Origin of the sequence: Pseudomonas sp. Irchel 3H3, from assembly GCF_900187635.1 — a bacterium.
Taxonomy (GTDB): domain Bacteria; phylum Pseudomonadota; class Gammaproteobacteria; order Pseudomonadales; family Pseudomonadaceae; genus Aquipseudomonas.
Map to the genome: position 1 here is coordinate 118,015 of NZ_FYEC01000005.1, position 17,939 is coordinate 135,953.

Here is a 17,939-nt window from a genome sequence, read left to right on the forward strand (position 1 = left end):
AAAGTGTTGGCATGGCTGTTTTTTTTCAGTGGATACCTGATATTCGATGCGCAGTCCCTATTGGTTGTTTCTTGTCTTGCTCTTGCTCCTGGGGGGGTTGCAGTACCGCCTGTGGGTGGGAAACGGCAGCCTGGCACAGGTGGCCGACCTGACTCAGCAAATTGCCGATCAGCAGGCTGAAAACCAGACGCTGCTGGAGCGCAACCGGGTGATGGACGCCGAAGTGATGGAGCTGAAAAAAGGCATGGAGACCGTTGAAGAGCGGGCTCGCCATGAGTTGGGCATGGTCAAGGACGGTGAAACCCTTTACCAGCTGGCTCAATGATGAATAGCTTGCCGGCCTTCTGGGCCGTGATTCCTGCCGCGGGTGTCGGTGCCCGTATGGCAGCCGACCGTCCCAAGCAGTATCTGCAATTGGGCGGACGCACAATTCTTGAACACAGCCTTGGCTGTTTCCTTGATCACCCGGCCTTGAAGGGGTTGGTGGTCAGTCTGGCGATCGATGATCCTTATTGGCCGAACCTGGCCTGCGCTGCCGACCCGCGCATTCAGCGGGTGGACGGTGGCGAAGAGCGTTCGGGGTCGGTACTCAATGCCTTGTTGCACCTGCATGCGCAGGGGGCTGGCGATGAGGATTGGGTGTTGGTCCATGATGCGGCACGGCCGAACCTGACTCGTGATGATCTCGACAAGCTGCTGTCGGAGCTGGCGGATGATCCGGTGGGTGGGCTGCTGGCCGTGCCGGCGCGTGACACCCTCAAGCGGGCGGACAAACACGGCCGGGTGCTTGAGACCGTTGACCGGAGTTTGATCTGGCAGGCGTATACGCCGCAGATGTTTCGCCTGGGGGCCCTGCATCGGGCGTTGGCCGATAGTCTGGTGGCGGATGTCACGATCACTGACGAGGCTTCGGCGATGGAGTGGTCGGGGCAGGCGCCGCGCTTGATCGAAGGGCGGGCGGATAACCTCAAGGTGACGCGGCCTGAGGATCTTGAGTGGTTGCGGTTGCGTTGGGGGCAGCGCGGGGGGCTGTAGGTGTCGGGGCTGCCGGAGGCAGCGCTCGAAGATTCAGTCCTCATCCCGTTGAGTAATGGGTATCGGCAGCAGGCTAGCTGCTGTACTCCGGCCGTTTTGCCAACCCTTCCTTAAGAAAATCGACCAATTTGCGCACCTTCGGCGACAGATGTCGTTGCTGTGGGTACAACGCCCAGACCGCGGTGTTCGGTGGCTGGTGGGCGTCGAGTAGCGACACCAGGGCGCCACTGGTCAGGTGTTCCAGCACGTAGTAGTCCGGGAGTTGGCACAGGCCAACGCCCTGGAGCGCGGCATCCAGGACGGCTTGCCCGCTGTTGCAGCGCCAGTTGCCTTGGACTCGCTGGGAAAACTCGCGGCCGTTCTGTTCCAGTTGCCAAAGGTCCGAACTGCCGATGAGGCAGTTGTGCCGGCTCAGTTCCGACAGGCTATGGGGGCGTCCATAACGCTCGAGGTAGGAGGGGGAGGCGCACAGGTACATGCGCCGTGGTGCCAGGCGGGTGGCCACCAGGCGCGAGTCCTGCAGGCGGCCAAGGCGAATGGCCAGGTCGAGGCCTTCGTGGACCAGGTCCAAGGGGCGGTTACTCAGTTCGATGTCGACCCGCAGCTGCGGGTAAAGCCCCATGAAGCCGGTCACCAGCGGCACGATGAAGCGCTCGCCGTACGCCACGGCACAGGTCATGCGCAGCATGCCCTTGGGTTCGCTGGTCAGGTCGCCGACGGCGCGCAAGGCCTCTTCGCGTCCGTCCTGCAGCCGTTGGCAATGTTGCAGGAAGGTTTGTCCAGCCTCGGTGAGGGTCACCCGGCGCGTGCTGCGGTAGAGCAGGCGGGTTTGCAGGCGTTCTTCCAGGCGTACGATTTGTCGACTGACGTGGGAGGAAGAGACTCCCAGGCGTTCAGCGGCGGCGGTGAACTGGCTGCATTCGGCGACGGCGACGAACTCGTCGATGCCTTCCCAGCGGTTCTCGGACATTCTGATTATCCCTGTATGGCAATAATATTTTGCATTTGTCTCGATTATTCATCGGATGGCCGTGTATTACACTCCCGGTCTCGTTTTAATTCGCTGGAGAGTCAGGATGATCAAGTCGCGCGCTGCCGTTGCCTTCGAGGCCAAGAAACCCCTGGAGATCGTTGAGGTCGATGTCGCCATGCCCAAGGCCGGTGAAGTGCTGTTGCGCGTGGTCGCCTCCGGCGTTTGCCACACCGACGCCTACACCTTGTCGGGTGCCGATCCGGAAGGCATCTTCCCGTCGATCCTCGGTCACGAAGGTGGCGCGGTTGTCGAAGCCATTGGCGAGGGCGTGACCTCGGTGGCCGTGGGCGATCATGTGATTCCGCTCTACACCCCGGAATGCGGCCAGTGCAAATTCTGCAAGTCGGGCAAGACCAACCTCTGCCAGGCGATCCGTGCGACCCAGGGCAAGGGCCTGATGCCGGACGGCACTACTCGCTTCTCCTACAAAGGCCAGCCGATTTTCCACTACATGGGGACCTCGACTTTCTCCGAGTACACCGTGCTGCCGGAAATTTCCGTGGCCAAGATTCCTAAAGAGGCGCCGCTGGAAAAGGTCTGCCTGCTGGGCTGCGGCGTGACCACCGGGATTGGTGCGGTGCTCAACACTGCCAAGGTCAAGCCGGGCGATACCGTGGCCATCTTTGGCCTGGGCGGCATCGGCCTGTCGGCCGTGATCGGTGCGGTCAAGGCCAAGGCCGCGCGCATCATTGCGATCGACATCAACCCGGGCAAGTTCGAGATCGCCAAGCAGTTGGGCGCCACCGATTGTGTGAATCCGAAAGATTTCGACCGTCCGATCCAGGAGGTCATTGTCGACATGACCGATGGCGGCGTGGACTTTTCCTTTGAGTGCATCGGCAATGTCCAACTGATGCGTGCGGCACTGGAATGCTGCCACAAAGGCTGGGGCGAGTCGGTGATCATCGGCGTGGCCGGCGCTGGCCAGGAAATCGCCACCCGTCCGTTCCAGTTGGTCACCGGGCGCGTATGGCGCGGGTCGGCCTTTGGTGGGGTGCGCGGTCGCAGCGAATTGCCAAGCTATGTGGAAATGGCCCAGACCGGCGAGATTCCACTGGACACTTTCATCACCCACACCATGGGCCTGGAAGACATCAACAAGGCTTTTGACCTGATGCATGAAGGCAAGAGCATCCGCACCGTCATCCACTTTTAAGCGCAGCGCCAAGCGCCAAGCTGTAAGCGGCAAGCGGGTGTCCCTCTCTTGCGGTTCACAGCTTGCGGCTTGAAGCTGGGAGTACTCCCATGAGTCTGGAAAACATCTCATGCCAGAAGAGCTTCGGTGGCTGGCACAAACGCTACAGACATCACTCCCAAGTGCTGGGTTGCGACATGGTGTTTGCCGTGTACCTGCCACCCCAGGCGGAGCAGGGTGGCAAGTTGCCGGTGCTGTATTGGTTGTCGGGCCTGACCTGCACCGATGAGAACTTCATGCACAAGGCCGGTGCCATGCGCCTGGCGGCCGAGCTTGGCTTGATCATCGTGGCACCGGACACCAGTCCGCGTGGTGCCGATGTGCCGGGGGACCCTGAGGGTGCCTGGGACTTTGGCCTGGGGGCCGGGTTTTACGTGAATGCCACCCAGCAACCCTGGGCCAAACACTATCGGATGCACGACTACGTGGTGCAGGAATTACCGGCATTGGTCGAGGCGCATTTCCCTGCCTCGGACAAACGCGGCGTCAGCGGTCACTCCATGGGTGGCCACGGTGCACTGGTGTGCGCACTGCGTAACCCGGGGCGCTACCAGTCGGTCTCGGCGTTCGCGCCGATCAACAACCCAATGGATTGCCCGTGGGGTCAGAAGGCCTTTTCGCGCTATCTGGGTGAAGAGCGTTCGAAGTGGCGAGAGTGGGATGCTACGGTGCTGATCAGCGAAGCCAGCGAACAACTGCCACTGCTGGTCGACCAGGGTGATCGGGACGATTTCCTCGCCACCCAACTCAAGCCTGAAGCCTTGCAGCAGGCAGCCAAACTCGCCGGCCATCCGCTGACCTTGCGCCTGCAACCGGGCTACGACCACAGCTATTTCTTCATCGCCAGCTTCATCGATGACCACTTACGGCATCACGCGCACGCCCTAGGCGCCTAAAGCAGGTAGAATCACGCCCTGACTCAATCAGGGCGTTTTTTTATGCGTATTGGCCACGGCTACGATGTGCACCGTTTTGCTGAAGGCGATTTCATCACTCTGGGCGGCGTGCGGATTGCACACAGCTTCGGGCTGCTCGCCCACTCCGACGGCGACGTATTGTTGCACGCGTTGAGCGATGCTCTGCTGGGTGCTGCGGCACTGGGCGATATCGGTAAACACTTCCCCGATACCGACCCCCAGTTCAAGGGTGCTGACAGCCGTGTGCTGTTGCGTCATGTCGTTGCGCTGATTCACGCCAAGGGTTGGAAAGTCGGCAACGTCGACAACACCATCGTCGCCCAGGCGCCGAAAATGGCTCCCCATATCGAAGCGATGCGCGCGCTGATTGCCGCCGATCTTCAAGTTGAACTGGATCAAGTGAACGTGAAAGCTACCACCACCGAAAAACTCGGCTTTGTCGGTCGCGAAGAAGGCATTGCCGTGCATTCCGTTGCCTTGTTGCTGCGCCCATGAACGAAGCGCAATTGCTCGGCCCGCGTGCCTACGGCGAACCCCTCGGCAGCGCCGTACTGAAAGCCATCGCGGAAGATTTCCAGGTCGATGAAGTGCTCGATATTCCGCTGACTGGCGATGGTGAGCACCTGTGGATCTGGGTGGAAAAACGCGGCCTGAACACCGAGGAAGCGGCACGGCGCATCGCCAAGGCCGCCGGCGTGCCCTTGCGCACCGTCAGCTATGCCGGCCTGAAGGATCGTCAAGCGCTGACCCGACAGTGGTTCAGCGTGCAATTACCGGGCAAGGCCGATCCGGATTTGTCGGCGGCTGAAAACGACACCCTGAAAATTCTCAAGACCGCCCGGCACAAGCGCAAGCTGCAAAGGGGCGCGCATTCGGCCAACGGTTTTACCTTGCGCCTGACCCAGTTCACCGGTGACAAAGAGGCGCTCGAAGCGCGTCTGCAACTGATCGCCAAGCAGGGCATTCCCAATTACTTCGGTGCACAACGTTTCGGCCATGACGGTGGCAACGTGGTGGACGCGCGTGCCTGGGCGGCACGCAAGGCCTTGCCGGAGCAGCGCAATGTGCGTTCGCGGTTGCTGTCCACCGCCCGTAGCTTTCTGTTCAATCAGGTGCTGGCGGCGCGTGTTGCCGACGGTAGTTGGCAGCGCGCTCAGGTTGGCGACTTACTGGCCTTCACCGACAGCCGCAGCTTTTTCCCGGCTGGCGAAGCGGAGTGCAGTGACCCGCGCCTGGCGATCCTCGACCTGCATCCGACCGGGCCGCAATGGGGCGAGGGCGATTCACCTGCCGCTGGTGCGACTCATGAGCTGGAGCAACGGATCGCCACGAACGAAGCGGACCTGCGCGATTGGCTGGTAAACGCCGGAATGAGCCATGAACGACGCATCCTGCGGCTGCCCATTGGCGGGTTGACGTGGCATTATCCTTCGCTGGACATTCTGCAACTGGAATTCGTCCTGCCGGCCGGATGCTTCGCCACCGTATTGGTGCGTGAACTCGTTGATCTGGTGCCGGTGGGGCAGACGGACAGCCCATGCGTATTCTGATTTCTAACGACGACGGGGTAACCGCACCCGGTCTCGCCGCGCTTTATGCTGCGCTGGCGGATTACACCGAGTGCGTGGTTATCGCCCCGGACCAGGACAAGAGCGGCGCCAGCAGTTCGCTGACGCTGGACCGTCCGCTGCACCCGCGAACCCTGGCCAACGGCTTTATCAGCCTGAATGGCACGCCGACCGATTGTGTGCACCTGGGCCTCAACGGCTTGCTCGAGCGCGAGCCGGACATGGTGGTTTCCGGGATCAACCTGGGTGCCAACCTGGGGGACGACGTGCTGTATTCCGGTACGGTGGCGGCGGCACTCGAAGGGCGCTTCCTCGCCAAGCCGTCCTTTGCGTTTTCCCTGGTCTCGCGGCAGGTGGATAATTTGCCGACAGCCGCCTACTTTGCGCGCAAACTGGTGGAAGCTCATGCCGAGCTGAATCTGCCGCCGCGCACGGTGTTGAACGTGAACATTCCGAACCTGCCGCTGGACCACATCCGGGGCATTCAACTGACCCGCCTGGGACACCGGGCACGCGCTGCGGCACCGACCAAGGTGGTCGACCCACGCGGCAAGTCCGGCTACTGGATTGCTGCGGCCGGCGATGCGGAAGATGGTGGGCCGGGTACGGATTTCCATGCCGTCATGCAGGGGTATGTCTCCATCACCCCGCTGCAGCTCGATCGCACCTTCAATGATGCCTTTGCCAGTCTCGATGGCTGGCTGGAGGGGCTGCGCTGATGGCTCGCGAGCAAGACGATATGCTGCGCCGCGGGATCGGGATGACTTCCCAGCGGACCCGTGAACGCTTGATCCAGCGACTTTATGAAGAAGGCGTGAGCAACGCCCAGGTCCTGGAAGTGATCCGCCGTACGCCGCGCCATCTGTTTGTCGATGAAGCGCTGGCCCACCGTGCCTACGAAGACACGGCCTTGCCGATTGGCCACAACCAGACCATTTCCCAGCCTTATATGGTGGCACGCATGAGCGAGCTGCTTTTAGAGGCGGGGCCGTTGGACAAGGTCATGGAGATCGGTACCGGTTCCGGCTATCAGACGGCCGTATTGTCGCAACTGGTGGAGCGGGTGTTTTCGGTCGAGCGGATCAAGGTCCTGCAGGATCGGGCCAAAGAGCGCCTGGTGGAATTGAACCTGCGCAACGTGGTGTTTCGCTGGGGCGATGGTTGGGAAGGCTGGCCGGCACTGGCACCTTATAACGGCATTATCGTCACGGCGGTGGCGACCGATGTGCCCCAGGCATTGCTGGATCAGTTGGCGCCAGGAGGGCGTCTGGTGATTCCGGTTGGGTCAGGCGAGGTTCAACAATTGTTGCTGATCATCCGCGAGGAACAGGGGTTTTCCAGGCGTGTCCTGGGCTCGGTGCGCTTCGTCCCGTTGCTTAACGGGCCATTGGCCTGAGCATTTGTTCAACGGCGCTGAATTCTCTTCGATTACCTTGGTCTTACAGCGGCAAGGATGGCTTCAACGTCGTTGTACTACAGCCGGTAAACGCAGGCTTGTATCGATTTCGTTTTGCCGACGGTAATGCGCCAGCGGCCAGTTATACTTGCGACACTTCATGCCTGAACCAGGCATCTACTATTTTCAGCCACCAGAAAGGGAGCGGCGGGTGAGTCTCAAAGTCATTGCGCAGCGTATTGGTACAAAAAGCTTTCAGTGCCTGGTGACTGGCCTTGTCTTGAGCTCATTGCTGGTCGGTTGCTCCAGCACCAAGTCGAGTGACGTGCGGGTTGTCGATCGCAACAGCACGGCCGCCCAGCGTCCTGCCGTTACCACCGGCCAGTACGTAGTCCGTCGCGGCGATACCTTGTTTTCAATCGCTTTCCGCTACGGCTGGGACTACAAAGCCCTCGCCGCGCGCAACAACATTCCTACGCCTTATACGATACATCCGGGTCAGACGATTCGCTTCGATGGGCGCTCGGGGTCAACGCCGACCCCGGTCGTAACGTCCTCCACCACCAACTCTTCGTCTTCCGGAAAATTCACGGTTACTCGCCGTCCGGCTTCGGCGACCGGCACCAGTACGGCCACTGCTGCACCGTCTACTGCCAGCAAGCCCGCGCCGGCGCCATTGCCTCCAGCGGGGCCCGCTCCCACAGGATGGGGTTGGCCATCTAATGGCATTCTTATTGGAAAATTCTCTTCAAACGGTAGTTTGAATAAAGGAATTGATATCGCCGGAGATTTGGGACAGCCTGTTTTAGCTGCGTCTGATGGGACTGTCGTTTACGCCGGGAGTGGCTTGCGGGGCTACGGTGAATTGGTCATTATCAAACACAGCGATACCTACGTCAGTGCCTACGGTCACAACCGCAGGCTGTTGGTTCGGGAGGGGCAGCAGGTCAAGGTTGGGCAGACAATTGCCGAAATGGGGTCAACGGGTACGGACCGGGTGAAACTGCATTTTGAGATTCGCCGACAAGGTAAGCCAGTAGATCCGCTGCAATTCCTGCCACGTCGTTGATTTGTTACCAGCCTGTTCCTTCACGTAGAGGAACAGGCTCCAGCGTTGCCAAGGATAAAGGCGCCGCTTGAGCTTGAGGTCGAACTCACCAAAGGACTATAACAATGGCTCTCAGTAAAGAAGTGCCGGAGTTTGACATCGACGATGAGGTTCTCCTGATGGAGACCGACGTCGCATCGGATCAGACGTCGAATGAGGGGTCTGCTACACCTTCAGTTCGCGCAAAATCCAAACACTCCGCCTCACTCAAGCAACACAAGTACATTGATTACACACGGGCGCTAGATGCTACCCAGTTGTATCTCAATGAAATCGGCTTTTCCCCCCTGTTGTCCCCGGAAGAAGAAGTTCATTTTGCGCGCCTGTCGCAAAGTGGAGATCCGGCCGGGCGTAAACGCATGATTGAAAGCAACTTGCGACTGGTGGTGAAAATCGCCCGACGCTACGTCAATCGTGGGCTGTCATTGCTCGACCTGATCGAAGAGGGCAACCTTGGGCTGATCCGGGCAGTGGAAAAGTTTGATCCGGAGCGTGGCTTCCGCTTTTCGACCTACGCAACCTGGTGGATTCGTCAGACCATCGAGCGCGCGATCATGAATCAAACCCGGACCATCCGGTTGCCGATTCATGTGGTCAAAGAGCTGAATGTCTACTTGCGGGCCGCCCGAGAGCTGACACAAAAGCTCGATCATGAACCCTCACCCGAAGAAATCGCCAACCTGCTGGAAAAACCGGTGGGAGAGGTCAAGCGCATGCTCGGCCTGAACGAGCGGGTTTCTTCGGTCGACGTCTCGTTGGGTCCGGATTCGGATAAAACCCTGCTGGACACCCTGACTGACGACCGCCCTACCGATCCCTGTGAGCTGCTTCAGGATGATGACCTGTCACAGAGTATCGATCAGTGGCTGTGCGAATTGACCGACAAGCAACGAGAGGTGGTGATTCGCCGCTTCGGCTTGCGCGGCCATGAGAGCAGCACGCTGGAAGACGTTGGCCTGGAAATCGGACTGACCCGCGAACGGGTCCGGCAGATCCAGGTTGAAGGACTGAAACGTCTGCGTGAAATTCTCGAGAAAAATGGATTGTCGAGCGAGTCTTTGTTCCAGTAGCAGGAACCCCAGTACTCGATCAGCAAAAACCCCGGCATCTCGGGGTTTTTTGTGCCCGCGATTTCACCACGTGTTTAGCAGGGAGAGTATCCCGGGTGCTTTCCCGGGTTGCTGTAAGCCGTGGCTTACTCTTTCGTAAGTGTTCGGTTTTTATGCTTGCTGGATGAATGCTGTTGCTCAGTAATACATTTTTTAACATCTTGTTTTATAAGTAATTAATTATTAGCGCAGGCACTTCTACACCTACTGTTTAAGCCTAAGCGGTGATTGTGATTGCTGGCGAAGCCTTTAATATCAGCCCTGTGTCGACGGATAGACACAGCCATCAAGGATGATGGTCAAGGAACATCGCAAGGACGTGATTCATCAGGACGATGAAAAGGAACACAGGGACTAGGGAAAAAATGTGGGCGGGTCATACCGCCCCTTTTTTTTGCCAGCTGAAAAGTACCGCGCTCCAAAATGCAAAAAGGCCCGCGAAGGGCCTTTTTTGAGCGTGCAGCGAAGATCAGCGAACCAGGTCTTTGATCTTGCCTTTGACGCCATCAAATTCCGCTGCGTCTGGCAGCGAATCTTTCTTCTCAGTGATGTTGGGCCAGATTTCGGCCAGTTCAACGTTCAGCTGAATGAATTCTTGCATCTCGTCCGGAACTTCGTCCTCGGAGAAGATGGCCACAGCAGGGCATTCCGGCTCGCACAGGGCGCAGTCGATGCACTCATCCGGGTGAATCACCAGGAAGTTCGGGCCTTCGTAAAAGCAGTCCACCGGACAGACTTCTACGCAGTCGGTGTACTTGCACTTGATGCAGTTGTCGGTGACGACGAAGGTCATTTCTAATTCTCTCCTCAGGCGGCGTGCTGCGCCCCTTCACGGTGGGGTCGCCAGGTTTGGGAGCGCTTGCCTGCAGACCAGGCTAATAGCCTGCAGCACCCCAAACCGCGCGAGATTCTAACAGCTTGCAGGCAACAGCGTTAGATCCGTGTCTTCAGTGTATAGAGCATTTCGAGTGCACGACGTGGTGTCAGGTCATCCAGATCGAGTTTTGCCAGTTCATCCAGCACCGGGTGGGGCAGGCTGGCGAACATGTCGCTCTGCTGCGGCGCTGCCGGTTTGCCTTTGGCTGGAGCCGGGACTTCATGGGGCAGGCTGGTGGTTTCCAGGCGGCTCAAGTGCTCTCGGGCGCGCAGGATGACCTCTGTGGGCACGCCCGCCAGTTGTGCCACCGCCAGGCCGTAGCTCTGGCTGGCGGGGCCAGGCAGCACGTGGTGGAGGAAAACGATGCGCTCGTTGTGTTCGGTGGCGTTGAGATGCACGTTGGCCACCAATGGCTGGGCTTCCGGCAGCACCGTCAACTCGAAGTAGTGGGTAGCGAACAGCGTGTAGGCGCGCAGTTGGGCCAGGCGCTCGGCCGCTGCCCAGGCCAGGGACAAGCCGTCGAAGGTGCTGGTGCCACGGCCCACTTCGTCCATCAGCACCAGGCTGCGTTCGGTGGCATTGTGCAGAATGTTCGCGGTTTCGCTCATTTCCACCATAAAGGTCGAGCGCCCGCCTGCAAGGTCGTCACTGGAGCCGATCCGGGTGAAGATCCGGTCCACCAGCGACAACTCACAGCTGGCCGCCGGCACGAAGCTGCCGATGTGCGCCAGCAACACGATCAGTGCAGTCTGGCGCATATAGGTGGATTTACCGCCCATGTTCGGCCCGGTGATCACCAGCATCCGGGTGTTGTCGTCCAGGCTCAGGTCGTTGGCCACGAACGGGGTGCTCAGCACTTGCTCGACCACTGGGTGGCGGCCCTGACTGATGCGCATGCACGGCTCGCTGACGAAACGCGGGCAGTTCAGATCAAGGTTCAACGCGCGTTCGGCCAGGTTGCTCAGCACATCCAGCTCGGCCAGTGCCGCTGCAGTGTCCTGCAAGGGTGGCAATTGGCTGATCAAGTCCTCGAGCAGGGCTTCATAAAGCATTTTCTCGCGAGCCAGCGCTCGGCTCTTGGCCGACAGTGCCTTGTCTTCGAATGCCTTGAGTTCCGGCGTAATGAAACGCTCGGCGCCCTTGAGCGTCTGCCGCCGAATGTAGTCGGCGGGGGCCTGTTCGGCCTGCTTGCTCGGCAGTTCGATGAAGTAGCCGTGAATCCGGTTGTAACCGACCTTCAGGTGGGACAGGCCGGTGCGCGCCTTTTCCCGGGCTTCCAGGTCGATGAGGAACTGGCCGGCGTTCTCGCTCAGCGATTGCAGCTCGTCGAGCTCGGTGTCGTACCCGGTTTTCAACACCCCACCGTCGCGGATCACTGCGGGCGGGTTGTCAATGATGGCTTTTTCCAGCAGCGCCGCCAGTTCGGGATAGGTGCTGGTGGTCACGGCCAGTTGGTTCAGGTGCGGCGCTTCCAGTTCGCTCATCGCCACTTGCAGTTGCGGCAGGGCGCCGAGGGCGTCACGCAGGCGTGCCAGGTCGCGCGGACGAGCGTTGCGCAGGCCGATCCGCGCCAGGATTCGCTCTATGTCGCCGATCTCCTTGAGCTGCGGTTGCAGTTTCTCGAAGCGATAGCCATCCAGCAGGCAGGTAATCGAACTCTGCCGCGCCTGTAGCACCTGCAGGTCGCGCAACGGGCGGTTCAGCCAGCGGGTCAGCAGGCGGCTGCCCATGGCAGTCTGGCAACGATCGACCACCGATTGCAGGGTGTTATCGCGGCCACCGGCCAGGTTGGTGTCCAGTTCCAGGTTGCGTCGGCTCGCGCCGTCCAGCACCACGGTGTCGTCCAGGCGTTCATGCCGCAGGCTGCGCAAGTGCGGCAGGGCGGTACGCTGGGTTTCCTTGGCATAGCTCAGGAGGCAACCGGCAGCGCCGATAGCCAGGGTCAGGTTCTCGCAGCCAAAACCCTTGAGGTCCTGGGTGGAAAATTGCTGGCACAGGCTCTTGAACGCCGAATCTCGCTCAAAATCCCACGGCGCGCGACGACGAACGCCACGACGTTTTTCCGCCGGCAGGTCTTTTGGCCAGTCATCCGGGATCATCAGTTCCACCGGGTTGACCCGTTCCAGCTCGGCCAGCAGGTTTTCCCAGCCTTTGATTTCCAGCACCGTGAAGTTGCCGCTGGTGATGTCCAGTACGGCCAGGCCGAACAGGCGCTCGTCACCCAGCACAGCAGCGATCAGGTTGTCGCGCCGTTCGTCCAGCAACGCCTCGTCGCTGACGGTGCCGGGGGTGATGATGCGCACCACCTGGCGATCCACCGGCCCTTTGCTGGTCGCCGGATCACCCACCTGCTCACAGATCACTACTGATTCGCCCAGCTTGACCAGCTTGGCGAGGTAACCTTCGGCGGCATGGTAAGGAATCCCACACATCGGAATCGCCTGGCCGGCCGACTGCCCACGCGCCGTCAGGGTGATGTCCAGCAGCTTGGCGGCTTTCTTCGCGTCTTCGTAGAAGATCTCGTAGAAGTCACCCATGCGATAGAACATCAACTGGTCCGGGTGCTGGTTCTTCAGGCGCCAGTACTGCTGCATCATCGGGGTGTGGGAGGACAGGTCGGAAAGTGCTTTATTCATCGGGTAATCAGGCGGATTCATTCAAAGGGGTGGGTAAAGGAGGGCGTTGCCCAGGCCTTTGCGCGATGGGCGCAAGGTTACCATGGGCGGCTCCGCACGACCCAGGGATGAACGCCAAGTGGGGGTGTTTTGCGAATCTGAAGGGCAATTTATGCGAAACAGCATTTGTCATCCCGAAAAAGAATCCGCATTATGCAAAGTATGCAAAAACGCAATGTTTCTACCGTCCTCAGGGCGCTGCTCGATCAACACGGGATCTCCCCTACGGAGCTTCACCGGCGTACCGGCGTGCCGCAATCCACCCTCTCGCGGATACTCGGCGGCAAGATCGCCGATCCGGCGGATAAACACATCTCGAAGATCGCCGAGTATTTTCGTGTGAGCACCGACCAGTTGCGTGGCCGTGTCGATGTCGCGCCGGGTTACCCGCCTGCACGAGATCCCGCGCACTCGGAGCTCAAGGACATCAGCCTGTGGGATGACGACACTCCCATCGAAGACGACGAGGTCTCGGTACCCTTTCTGCGCGAGGTTGAATTGGCTGCTGGATCAGGAAGATTCGTGATCGAAGAAAGCGAGCGCGCCAGCCTGCGTTTTGGCAAGCGCAGCCTGCGCCACAACGGCGTGCAATTCGATCAGGCCAAATGCGTGACCGTGCGCGGCAACAGCATGTTGCCGGTGCTGCGTGATGGCGCCACGGTAGGGGTGAATGCCGGCAAATGCGGGATCGGCGATATCGTCGACGGCGATCTCTACGCGATCAACCACAACGGCCAGTTGCGCGTGAAACAGCTGTATCGACTGCCCACCGGGATTCGCCTGCGCAGCTTCAATCGCGATGAGCATCCGGATGAGGACTATGGCTTCCAGGATATCCAGACCGGGCAGATCGTAATCCTGGGGCATGTGTTCTGGTGGGGTATGTACGCTCGCTGATTGTCTCTTGTGCCAATCCCAACCCGTCCTCTGGCGGGTTTTTTTGCGCCTGGAGTTTTTTTTGGGGGGGAGGTGAATTGTTTTGATGCATTTATGCATGAATATTCGCTGAGTGTGATGGGTTTCCGATTGACTATATATGCATCAGTGCATAATGTTTTGACTCGTCACTCGGGAGCAATCAAATGACAATCGAACAGCAAGCCTTGCTGGAGATCCCTGTCTGGCTGGTCATTGCACTCACGCTGCTGGGTGGCTTGTCTGGTGAAATGTGGCGTGCGGACAAGGAGGGTGAGCGCGGCTGGTCATTGGTCCGGCGCCTGAGCCTGCGCTCTGGGTCGAGCATGATCTGCGGTGTCTCGGTGGTGATGCTGTTATATGCCGCCAACATCTCGGCCTGGACAGCTGCCGCATTCGGCTGCCTGACGGCGATGGCCGGTGCGGATTTCGCCATTGGCTTGTATCAGCGCTGGGCGGCCAGGCGCATCGGCGTAGTGGAAGACCAGGCCCCGGAGGATCAGCGGTAGTGCGCGGGCACGGCGCCACTCATATTTTGATTTCCCCAGCGCCTTGCAAGCGCAACCTGCTCATGTAGGGTAGTGCTCACGCCCGTCTGATAAGGAGAGAGTCGTGAATGAAATCACTCAGTTGGCCGCGGAACTGGGCCGGCGTCTACAGGTGCTCAATGCCCACGTCAGCACGGCCGAATCCTGCACCGGGGGCGGTATCGCCGAGGCGATCACCCGGATTGCCGGCAGTTCGGCCTGGTTCGAGGCGGGGTATGTCACGTATTCCAATCGCCAGAAAACCCAGCAACTGAAGGTGCCGGGCGAATTGTTCGAGCAGGTCGGTGCGGTGAGTCGCGAGGTCGTGGAGGCCATGGTTCGCGGCGCGCAGCGCAACAGCCATGCGCGGCTTGCCGTGGCGGTCAGCGGGATCGCCGGACCTGACGGCGGCTCGCCGGCCAAGCCGGTGGGGACTGTCTGGCTGGCCTGGGGGGTGGGCGAGGCCGTGTTTAGCGAGTGCCGGCACTTCCCCGGTAACCGCGATGAGGTCCGCCGACAAACGGTGAAGGCCGCGCTAGAGGGCTTGCTGCAACATGCCGCCGGAGAAATCTCAAATCAGGGGTAGGCGATCCACAATCGCTGTGGAATAATACTGTCTACTTATACAGGTGTTGGCCGTCAGGCCTTATTGATTACGTGAGGACTTTAATGGACGACAACAAGAAGAAAGCCTTGGCTGCGGCCCTGGGTCAGATCGAACGTCAATTCGGCAAGGGTGCCGTAATGCGTATGGGCGATCAGGACCGTCAGGCGATCCCGGCTATCTCCACTGGCTCTCTGGGTCTGGACATCGCACTCGGCATTGGCGGCCTGCCAAAAGGCCGTATCGTTGAAATCTACGGTCCTGAATCTTCCGGTAAAACCACCCTGACCCTGTCGGTCATCGCCCAAGCGCAAAAAGCCGGTGCGACCTGCGCGTTCGTCGATGCCGAGCACGCCCTGGACCCGGAATACGCCGGCAAACTGGGGGTCAACGTCGACGACCTGCTGGTTTCCCAGCCGGACACCGGCGAGCAAGCCCTGGAAATCACCGACATGCTGGTGCGTTCCAACGCGGTTGACGTGATCATCGTCGACTCCGTGGCTGCGCTGGTACCCAAGGCGGAAATCGAAGGCGAGATGGGCGACATGCACGTGGGCCTGCAAGCCCGTCTGATGTCCCAGGCGCTGCGTAAAATCACCGGTAACATCAAGAACGCCAACTGCTTGGTGATCTTCATCAACCAGATCCGGATGAAAATCGGCGTGATGTTCGGCAGCCCGGAAACCACCACCGGTGGTAACGCGCTGAAGTTCTACGCCTCGGTTCGCCTGGACATCCGCCGTACTGGCGCGGTGAAAGAAGGCGACGAAGTGGTCGGCAGCGAAACCCGCGTCAAAGTCGTCAAGAACAAGGTGGCAGCACCGTTCCGTCAGGCCGAGTTCCAGATTCTTTACGGCAAGGGCATCTACCTCAATGGCGAGATGATCGACCTGGGTGTGTTGCACGGTTTTGTTGAGAAGTCCGGTGCCTGGTATGCCTACAACGGCAGCAAGATCGGTCAGGGCAAGGCCAACTCGGCCAAGTTCCTGCAGGACAACCCGGACATTGCAGCCAAGCTCGAGAAGCAGATTCGCGACAAGCTGCTGACGCCGGTGGACCTCAACGCCGCGCCGGTCAAAGAGACTGAAGATGACCTGGCCGACGCTGATATCTGATTGATCCCATGACCGCCGTACTCGATACCCTCGTCGCGGTGCGGCGAACCGCAATGGACCTGCTAGCGCGACGCGAGCACGGTCGAGTCGAGCTGACGCGTAAACTGCGTCAGCGCGGCGCCCCCGATGAAATGATCGACACTGCCCTCGACCGTCTGACGGAAGAGGGGTTGCTGTCCGAATCCCGTTACCTCGAAAGTTTCGTTTCCTACCGGGCCCGTTCAGGCTACGGCCCTTTGCGCATTCGTGAAGAGTTGAGCCAGCGCGGATTGCAGCGCGCTGATATCGAACTCGCCTTGCGCGAGTGTGGAATCAGCTGGCAGGCACAACTGGAAGACACCTGGCGCCGTAAATTTGCCGGGCATTTACCAATCGATGCCCGCGAGCGTGCCAAGCAAGGGCGCTTCCTCGCTTATCGCGGTTACTCCATGGAGATGATCGGCCGGTTGTTCAGCGGCCGAGCAATGGACGACTAAAAAAGCCCGACTAGAAATAGTCGGGCTTTTTATTCACGTCACTTTGATGGGGTCCCGTTGGCGTTGGGCAGTTGCGGGCTGGGAGGTGACCCAGTTTTCCGGCAGGTTGAGGTAGTCCACCAGCTCACGCAGGCGCCCATGATCCCGGGCATTGAAGGTGAACGCCAGACGCGCCAAGTGGCTGAACTGCGCTTCGTCATGCTCCTCGCCACTGTAGGCATGCTGGTGAAAGTGATCGCTGAGGCACAGATCGGCGAACGCCACTTGCAGGTGTGCCAGCGCCTGCTCGGTGAGCGCGTGATTCATGCGGATCACAAACTGGTTTTTTAGCCAGCGGCTGGAGTGGAAGTTGCTGTAGAACTGATTGATTTGCGCCACGGCTTCCTCGGCGTTATCCACCAGACGCACCAGCTTCAGGTCGTTGGGCAGGATGTAGCGATTGGCCTCCAATTGATTGCGGATAAACTCCAATGCGCTTTCCCAGAACTTGCCGCCCGGTGCATCCAGTAGCACCACGGGCACCAGTGGGCTTTTGCCGGTCTGGATCAGGGTCAGTACTTCCAGGGCTTCGTCCAGTGTGCCGAAGCCGCCCGGGCACAGCACCAGCGCGTCGGCTTCCTTGACGAAGAACAGTTTGCGGGTGAAGAAAAAGTGGAAGGGCAGCAAGTTGGCAGTGCCACCGACGGTGGGGTTGGCATGCTGTTCGAAGGGCAGGGTGATGTTGAACCCAAGGCTGTGATCACGGCCGGCGCCTTCGTGAGCGGCGGCCATGATCCCGCCACCGGCTCCGGTGATCACCATCAGGTCCGATTGCGCGAGTTTTTCCCCCAGTTCACGGGCCAGTGCATACAGCGGGTGCTCCACCGGAGTACGCGCTGAGCCGAACACGGTGACCTTGCGGCGTCCCTTGAACTGTTCCAGCACACGGAAAGCGTGCTCCAGTTCGCGCAAGGCTTGTAGGGTGATCTTGGCATTCCAGCGGTTGTGGTCGTCCTGGGCCATGCGCAGGACAGTCAGCATCATGTCGCGGTAGATCGGAATGTTCGGGCTGTTGGGGGAAACCAGGTTGAGTTGTTCTTCGATCTTGCTCGTGAGATCGACACCGTTGTTCTGAAAATGACGTATCAGAAGGTCATTCGGTTGGTAAGGCATTCAACTTCTCCTTCTACACAGAACCTTCGGCCCGACCGAAAGATTCGTCGGGGCCGCGACACACCTTGTGTCGCCTGGGCATTGCAGCCAACCCGACCCGCCGCGGACGGCCGTCGAGTCATCCAGACGGGCTCTGTTTATCCCTTGGATGAAAGAAATGTTCGCAAGACACCGCTCTGGATGGCAGCCCCTTTTCTGCCGTGAGCATTGAACATCGACAGGTTAAATCTAGACGCT

Annotated in this window: 19 protein-coding genes; 15 read left to right on the plus strand and 4 right to left on the minus strand. The window is 59.7% G+C overall.

Translation table 11 applies throughout. The features are described 5' to 3' along the window. Window positions 1-46 precede the first annotated feature (46 nt). Together ftsB and ispD are read left to right on the plus strand one after the other, a co-directional pair. A complete protein-coding gene (ftsB, locus tag CKW24_RS08105; RefSeq protein ID WP_027619031.1) occupies window positions 47-325 on the plus strand; it encodes a cell division protein FtsB in 279 nt (92 codons plus the stop codon). Next, complete coding sequence (gene ispD / locus CKW24_RS08110) at window positions 322-1,035, plus strand: 2-C-methyl-D-erythritol 4-phosphate cytidylyltransferase (protein ID WP_095166822.1); 714 nt, start codon at window positions 322-324, stop codon at window positions 1,033-1,035. The genes ftsB and ispD overlap by 4 nt, the downstream gene beginning before the upstream one ends. A 73-nt stretch (window positions 1,036-1,108) precedes the next feature. Here the strand turns inward: ispD and CKW24_RS08115 are convergent, their stop codons facing one another. After that, the gene (locus CKW24_RS08115) at window positions 1,109-2,005 is read right to left on the minus strand and encodes a LysR substrate-binding domain-containing protein (protein ID WP_095166824.1); all 897 of its coding nucleotides are present in this window, start codon (window positions 2,003-2,005) and stop codon (window positions 1,109-1,111) included. Between the two features lie 106 nt (window positions 2,006-2,111). On the opposite strand from CKW24_RS08115, the gene CKW24_RS08120 reads away from it, so the two are divergent. The 8 genes from CKW24_RS08120 to rpoS all read left to right on the plus strand — a co-directional run bounded on the left by CKW24_RS08120 (window position 2,112) and on the right by rpoS (window position 9,322). After that, window positions 2,112-3,224: an S-(hydroxymethyl)glutathione dehydrogenase/class III alcohol dehydrogenase gene (locus tag CKW24_RS08120; RefSeq protein ID WP_095166826.1), complete on the plus strand. Its 1,113-nt coding sequence runs from the start codon at window positions 2,112-2,114 to the stop codon at window positions 3,222-3,224. 89 nt (window positions 3,225-3,313) lie between these two features. Next, a complete protein-coding gene (gene fghA, locus CKW24_RS08125; protein WP_095166828.1) occupies window positions 3,314-4,159 on the plus strand; it encodes an S-formylglutathione hydrolase in 846 nt (281 codons plus the stop codon). Between the two features lie 42 nt (window positions 4,160-4,201). Next, window positions 4,202-4,675 (plus strand): 2-C-methyl-D-erythritol 2,4-cyclodiphosphate synthase, encoded by a 474-nt coding sequence (gene ispF / locus CKW24_RS08130; RefSeq protein ID WP_095166830.1) that lies wholly within the window; start codon window positions 4,202-4,204, stop codon window positions 4,673-4,675. Continuing rightward, entirely contained in the window at window positions 4,672-5,730 is a 1,059-nt protein-coding gene (truD, locus tag CKW24_RS08135) for a tRNA pseudouridine(13) synthase TruD (protein WP_095166832.1), read from the plus strand. Before ispF ends, truD begins: the two co-directional genes overlap by 4 nt. Next, window positions 5,718-6,467, plus strand: a complete 750-nt coding sequence (surE, locus tag CKW24_RS08140) for a 5'/3'-nucleotidase SurE (RefSeq protein ID WP_095166834.1) — start codon at window positions 5,718-5,720, stop codon at window positions 6,465-6,467. Before truD ends, surE begins: the two co-directional genes overlap by 13 nt. Window positions 6,468-6,508: 41 nt before the next feature. Next, window positions 6,509-7,144: a protein-L-isoaspartate(D-aspartate) O-methyltransferase gene (locus CKW24_RS08145; protein ID WP_174244610.1), complete on the plus strand. Its 636-nt coding sequence runs from the start codon at window positions 6,509-6,511 to the stop codon at window positions 7,142-7,144. A gap of 211 nt (window positions 7,145-7,355) precedes the next feature. Next, on the plus strand, window positions 7,356-8,213 hold the full coding sequence (locus CKW24_RS08150; protein WP_095166837.1) for a peptidoglycan DD-metalloendopeptidase family protein: 858 nt from the start codon (window positions 7,356-7,358) through the stop codon (window positions 8,211-8,213). Window positions 8,214-8,317: 104 nt separating this feature from the next. Next, the gene (gene rpoS / locus CKW24_RS08155; RefSeq protein WP_095166839.1) at window positions 8,318-9,322 is read left to right on the plus strand and encodes an RNA polymerase sigma factor RpoS; all 1,005 of its coding nucleotides are present in this window, start codon (window positions 8,318-8,320) and stop codon (window positions 9,320-9,322) included. Window positions 9,323-9,830: 508 nt separating this feature from the next. Here rpoS and fdxA read toward each other — a convergent pair. Further along, the gene (gene fdxA, locus CKW24_RS08160; protein ID WP_095166841.1) at window positions 9,831-10,154 is read right to left on the minus strand and encodes a ferredoxin FdxA; all 324 of its coding nucleotides are present in this window, start codon (window positions 10,152-10,154) and stop codon (window positions 9,831-9,833) included. Between the two features lie 140 nt (window positions 10,155-10,294). Next, entirely contained in the window at window positions 10,295-12,874 is a 2,580-nt protein-coding gene (gene mutS / locus CKW24_RS08165) for a DNA mismatch repair protein MutS (RefSeq protein WP_095166843.1), read from the minus strand. 201 nt (window positions 12,875-13,075) lie between these two features. Between mutS and CKW24_RS08170 the strand changes: the two genes are divergently transcribed. From CKW24_RS08170 to recX, 5 genes are all read left to right on the plus strand, one after another. Then, window positions 13,076-13,810, plus strand: a complete 735-nt coding sequence (locus CKW24_RS08170) for a S24 family peptidase (protein ID WP_095167143.1) — start codon at window positions 13,076-13,078, stop codon at window positions 13,808-13,810. Between the two features lie 185 nt (window positions 13,811-13,995). Further along, on the plus strand, window positions 13,996-14,337 hold the full coding sequence (locus CKW24_RS08175; protein WP_095166845.1) for a phage holin family protein: 342 nt from the start codon (window positions 13,996-13,998) through the stop codon (window positions 14,335-14,337). Window positions 14,338-14,440: 103 nt separating this feature from the next. Continuing rightward, window positions 14,441-14,941 (plus strand): CinA family protein, encoded by a 501-nt coding sequence (locus CKW24_RS08180; RefSeq protein WP_095166847.1) that lies wholly within the window; start codon window positions 14,441-14,443, stop codon window positions 14,939-14,941. An 83-nt stretch (window positions 14,942-15,024) separates the two neighbouring features. After that, window positions 15,025-16,074: a recombinase RecA gene (gene recA / locus CKW24_RS08185; protein WP_095166849.1), complete on the plus strand. Its 1,050-nt coding sequence runs from the start codon at window positions 15,025-15,027 to the stop codon at window positions 16,072-16,074. Window positions 16,075-16,082: 8 nt separating this feature from the next. After that, window positions 16,083-16,550 (plus strand): recombination regulator RecX, encoded by a 468-nt coding sequence (gene recX / locus CKW24_RS08190; RefSeq protein ID WP_095166851.1) that lies wholly within the window; start codon window positions 16,083-16,085, stop codon window positions 16,548-16,550. 33 nt (window positions 16,551-16,583) lie between these two features. Here the strand turns inward: recX and CKW24_RS08195 are convergent, their stop codons facing one another. Continuing rightward, complete coding sequence (locus CKW24_RS08195) at window positions 16,584-17,702, minus strand: TIGR00730 family Rossman fold protein (RefSeq protein WP_095166853.1); 1,119 nt, start codon at window positions 17,700-17,702, stop codon at window positions 16,584-16,586. Window positions 17,703-17,939: the final 237 nt, after the last annotated feature.